4 protein-coding genes are annotated in these 3,118 nt (G+C 71.4%); 2 read left to right on the forward strand and 2 right to left on the reverse strand.

Annotated elements, in window-relative coordinates:
• Positions 1-187: hypothetical protein (locus tag ACFC1F_RS42950; protein WP_376167231.1), on the reverse strand; the 187-nt coding region annotated here is incomplete at its 3' end.
• Here ACFC1F_RS42950 and ACFC1F_RS42955 point away from each other — a divergent pair.
• Both ACFC1F_RS42955 and ACFC1F_RS42960 read left to right on the forward strand, forming a co-directional pair.
• Positions 180-716, forward strand: a complete 537-nt coding sequence (locus ACFC1F_RS42955) for a hypothetical protein (RefSeq protein WP_376167233.1) — start codon at positions 180-182, stop codon at positions 714-716. The genes ACFC1F_RS42950 and ACFC1F_RS42955 overlap by 8 nt on opposite strands.
• 211 nt (positions 717-927) lie before the next feature.
• Positions 928-1,485, forward strand: a complete 558-nt coding sequence (locus tag ACFC1F_RS42960; protein WP_376167235.1) for a YceI family protein — start codon at positions 928-930, stop codon at positions 1,483-1,485.
• 233 nt (positions 1,486-1,718) lie between these two features.
• Here the strand turns inward: ACFC1F_RS42960 and ACFC1F_RS42965 are convergent, their stop codons facing one another.
• The gene (locus ACFC1F_RS42965; protein ID WP_376167237.1) at positions 1,719-2,810 is read right to left on the reverse strand and encodes a LacI family DNA-binding transcriptional regulator; all 1,092 of its coding nucleotides are present in this window, start codon (positions 2,808-2,810) and stop codon (positions 1,719-1,721) included.
• Positions 2,811-3,118: the final 308 nt, after the last annotated feature.

Genomic DNA, 3,118 nt, shown 5'->3' on the forward strand with positions numbered 1-3,118 from the left:
GTGCAGTGTTGTCGAACCCGCTGGGACGAACACATGACCCGGCGAGCACGTCGGCGCTCAGCTCGCCGGCGTACTGACCGGGCGCTCCAGGGTCGGCGGCGAGGTCGACCTTGGAGCGCCCGCCCGACCGCAACGCCCGCCAGGGCAGAAGCTGCTTGAGCAAATGAGGAGATTCCATCATGGTCATCGGAAGGCTGGGACTCGTCGGCACGCGTGACGGGGAACGGAGGAACAACAGCACACGAGCGTCGCTCGCAAAACTTTCCACCATTTCGTTGGCCACCGCTTTGGCGGGCGTCTTTTCCGTAGCCGGCGCAGCTGCCGATGCCCCGGAAAGGCGGCAGGTCGAGGTCCTCGAACTCAAGGTTCAGAACGATCAGTACGCCTACGCCGATCTCGACCCGAAAGGGCCGAGCCTGGGTGATTCGTACGTCTACTCCGGCACCGCGCTGAAGGATGGCCGCAGCGTCGGACACGGGGGCGGGTCGTGCCAGGTCATCCACATCAATGGCGAGGAAATCACGACACAATGCCTGATCACGATGGAACTCAACCGTGGCTCCCTGACGATGCAGTCGCTCTGGGTGAGCGGAACAAGCCAGCTCGACATGGCCATCACCGGCGGTACAGGCGACTTCAGTAGTGCGCGGGGCATCGTTCACTACTGGGACATCGCAACACCGAAAGAGCGGGTGCGGGCCGAAATTCTGCACTGATGGGCGCAGCACAATCCGCAGAGCGGAGCGTGTGAGAAGCCGAGGTTCCACCACGAAAGGCGACACCGGGCAACTGTCCGCGACGACCGACGTCTTGGGCCCCCAGATGGGTGCCGGCGGACGCGCCGGTCGCGATGGATCACGGACACCGACCCCGACCCGCCGTCCCCCCTCGCCGCGCGGCCGAGGCCGCACAACCATGGAGGAAGCCATGAACGAAACCATGAACACCGCCCCCGCGACCGCGGATATTCCGGGCTATCTGGCCGGTACCTGGAAGGCCGACCAGGCGCACTCCGAGATCGCCTTCTCCGTCCGCCTCCTCGGGATCAGCAAGACGCGGGGCCGGTTCACCAGCCACGACGTCACACTCGTCACGGGCAAGAACCCACTGCGCTCGTCGGTCACCGCGACGATCGACCTCGCATCCATCGACACCGGCAACGAAAAGCGCGACAACCACCTCCACGCCGCCGAATACCTCGACGTCGACACGTACCCGACGATGAGCTACCGCTCGACCGGCATCCGCCGGACCGTCGACGGTTGGGCCGTCGACGGTGAGCTGACCTTGCACGGCGTCACACGGCAGGTGCCGCTGACTCTCAAGGTGAACGCCTTCAGCCGGGACCAGCGGGTTGGACAGCGGGCGAGCTTCTCCGCGACAGCGGAGATCAACCGACGCGACTTCGGCATCGACGCCGGTGGAGCCGCGCTCAGCAACAAAGTGTCGATCAGCCTGGAAATCCAGGCCGTTCTCCACGGGTGACCCGCCCAGGACGGGCGGCCAGGCACCCGACCGCCGATCATGCGGTGTCCCGATTCCGCAGCTCGACCGTGCGGGATGGGGACGCCCCCTGCCACCCTTCACCCGAGGAGAACGGCGCGGTCAAGCCCCCGCTCAAGAGCACCCCGTCCGAACCCGGCCGAGCCGGAGGCCAGGCCGAGCCGGAGGCCGGGCCGGAGGCCGGGCCGAGCCGGGCCAGGCCGACCAGGCCCGGCTCAGGCCGAGGCCCGCCGGACCAGGCGGGTCGGGGTGATCACCGAGGTCGGACCGCCGGACCGCAGACCGGTCGCGGGCACCCGGTCCGGGCCGGTCACGTCGAGGCGGCGCAGCAGCAGGCGGGCCATCAGCCGGCCCATCTCCTCGATGTCCTGGCGCACCGTGGTGAGCGGCGGCTCGGTCCAGGCGGCGATCGACTCGACGTCGTCGAAGCCGACCACGGCGACGTCCTCCGGCACCCGGCGCCCCGCCTCGCGCAGGACGCGCAGCGCGCCCGAGGCCATCGCGTCGGAGGCCGCGAACACCGCGTCCAGATCGGGCCGGCGGGCCAGCAGTTCGGCCATCGCGCGGCCGCCGCCGTCGGGGGTGAAGTCGCCCTCGGCGACGAGCGCCGGGTCGCCGTCGGGCAGCACGTCGCGGTAGCCGTCCAGGCGGTCGAGGGCGGAGGTCTGGTCGAGCGGGCCGGTGATGGTGGCGATGGTGCCGCGTCCGAGCGAGCGGAGGTGGCCGACGGCGAGCCGGGCGCCGCCGCGGTTGTCGCTGTCCACGTACACGAGTTGGCGGTCGGACTCGGCGCCCGGCCAGCCCGGGCGTCCGCCCACCACGAAGGGCAGGCCGACCTTGCGCGCCATCTGGGGCAGCGGGTCCGGCTGGTGGAGCGAGAACAGCAGTGCGCCGTCCACGTGGCCGCCGGCCAGGTACCGGCCCACCCGCTCGTAGTCGTACTGGTCCTCGACCATCATCAGCACCATCTGGTTGTCGGCGGCCGACAGTTCGCGGCCGATGCCGCGCAGGTGCTGGGCGAAGAACGGGTCGGAGAAGAGCCGGCTGCCGGGCTCGGCCACCACGACGGCGACGGCGTGGTTGCGCCGGGTCACCAGGGTGCGGGCGGCCAGGTTGGGGAGGTAGCCGAGCTCCTCGACCGCGCGCTGGACCTTCTCCCGCAGCGCCTCGCGGACCCCCGCTCCCCCGTTCACCACCCGCGACGCCGTGGCCCGGGAGACCCCCGCCCGCTCGGCGACCGACTCCAGCGTCGGACGTGGCGCGGCCGGGTCGGCCTCGACCGTGGGACGCGGCGTCTGCTCCGGCACCGTGGGCTCCTCTCGCTCGCGGACGCTCCGCCCCCTGAGCCTAGCGGGTCGGCGGCCAACTGTTGAGAGCGCTCCCACGGCATCGGCCCCACCCTGGCCCAGCGGTGGTCGCCACCCGGGACACCACGGCCGGGGCCGACGGGCGGGACCACGGCCAGGAACACGGCCAGGAGCACGGCCGGGACCACGGGCGGGACGACGGCGGTGGCCCCACCCGGGGCAGGCCGCAGCGGCGGTGGGCGGGCCCCGGCCCCCCCCCCGCGGCGCCCCCCCGGAGGGGGTGGGGGAGCGGGGGGGGTTTAACAAAA

Origin of the sequence: Kitasatospora sp. NPDC056181 (genome assembly GCF_042266225.1) — a bacterium.
In the GTDB taxonomy this organism is placed as follows: domain Bacteria; phylum Actinomycetota; class Actinomycetes; order Streptomycetales; family Streptomycetaceae; genus Kitasatospora.

Excerpts from the sequence above, each read along its gene's own strand:
- ACFC1F_RS42955 (WP_376167233.1), top strand. The coding sequence starts at position 180 with ATGGTCATCGGAAGGCTGGGACTCGTCGGCACGCGTGACGGGGAACGG.
- ACFC1F_RS42960 (WP_376167235.1), top strand. The coding sequence starts at position 928 with ATGAACGAAACCATGAACACCGCCCCCGCGACCGCGGATATTCCGGGC.